Raw genomic sequence first — 1,632 nt, forward strand, 5'->3', positions numbered from 1 at the left:
TGAGGCTTCGCCATCTTCGAACGTGCTGGTCAGCGGGGCTGGCGTGGCGGGCTGTAGGGGTACTCGTGCTGGTGGTGGGCGGGAGTCTGCCGTGTAGATCGTCTGTCGGGGAGGTCTTTGCCGATTCCGCTTCGTCGCTGTCCGTGTGACTCCTACGCTCCGGCTCATGATGGATCCCGATGTGCTGAGGAAGATCGTCGTGCGCCGAGCCGAGCTGAACGAGTTGGAGGAACAGCTGGTCAAGCAGCTCGATCAGGTCCGGGCCGAGCAGGAGGAACTCGCGGTCGCCGAGCGGGTGGTCGCGAGGATGGCAGAGCAGTTCGCCGCTACGGACGCGGTCGTGCCAGCTCAAGCGCAGGTAGCGGGCCGTGCGGTGCTGCTGATTCCGCATCGCGGGCCTGGCATGGACCAGGACGCGCTGCCGCCGGACTACCAGCGGATCATGGCCGTGGTGCGGGACGCGGGCGGGCCGGTGTCGACCAGGCAGGTCGGCCAGGACCTGGGGCTGGAGGTGACGGTGCGGGGCAAACTGGAGCCGTTGCGGGGGAAGCTGTCCAAACTCGCCGGGCGCGGATGGCTACGCAAACTGCCCGACGGCAGGTTCACCACACGCCTGTGACCTGCCAGGCCGTGGACCGCGAGGCGTAACTTGGGTACCCCCGGCGGTCGTTGAGTTTGTGTGACGAAAAACAACAAGGCCGCCGAGGGCGTCTCCCTTGTCTATCAGTGCCATCTGAATCTGTCCACGAGCACCATCACCTACCTCGCCGACCTGCTGCGATCGCATCTGAAAGCGATTCGCTCGCCGTTTCGGTCACTGCCGCCGGGCCGCATCGCGGTGCTCGTGCTGGCGATGCTGCGACACGACCAGCGCCTGCTGGACCTGGCCCACGGCAACGCGGTCCCCGAATCCACCCTGCGGCGCTGGCGCGACGAGATGCTCGACCTGCTCGCCGCCCGGGCCCCACGCCTGGACCGGGCACTTCGCCAGATAGCCGCGCGGGGCGGGGAGGTCGTGCTGATCGACGGCACCCTGATCCCCACCCAGCGCCGCACCGGGAAAGCGAACCGCCCCAACTACTCCGGCAAGCACCACCGTCACGGCCTGCACTTCCTCGCCCTGACCGACGAGCGGGGCAGGCTGCTCTGGATCTCCGCCGCCCGCCCGGGCCGCACCCACGACGCCACCGCAGCCCGCCGCGACAAGATCGTCGAGCATCTCAGGGCGGCAGGCCTCGGCGCGCTCGCCGACCTCGGCTTCATCGGCGTCGACAAGCCGAAGAACCCCGACGATCAGGTCATCGTCACCGGCTACAAGGCCACCCGGGCCCGCAAGCTCACCGCCGGCCACAAGCAGGCCAACCAGATCCTGGCCGCCGCCCGCGCCCCGGTCGAACACGCCTTCGCGAACCTGAAAGCCTGGCGGATCCTCACCAAGCTCCGCACCGACCCCGCCCGCGCCACCACCCTCCTGCGCGCCCTGCTCGTCCTGACCAACCTCGAAGTCAACCGCTGACCACGACCTGACAGATGATCAAGGCGCCAGACTCCCGCCCACCACCAGCATGAGCACCCCTACTGCCCGCCACGCCACCCCCTCTCACCAGCATGTTCGAAGATGGCGAAGCTTCA

General features: G+C 68.3%; 2 protein-coding genes. Both read left to right on the forward strand.

The window, feature by feature from the left end:
- Nucleotides 1-166: 166 nt before the first annotated feature.
- Nucleotides 167-619 carry a hypothetical protein gene (locus AC0Z36_RS29590; RefSeq protein ID WP_485466168.1) on the forward strand — a complete coding sequence of 151 codons (453 nt, stop codon included), beginning with the start codon at nt 167-169 and terminating at the stop codon, nt 617-619.
- Nucleotides 620-679: 60 nt separating this feature from the next.
- Nucleotides 680-1,516, forward strand: coding sequence for a transposase family protein (locus AC0Z36_RS29595; protein WP_485466169.1), 837 nt, complete (start codon nt 680-682; stop codon nt 1,514-1,516).
- The last annotated feature ends 116 nt before the right edge of the window (nt 1,517-1,632 follow it).

This window comes from Kitasatospora sp. UYEF31 (assembly GCF_057291755.1).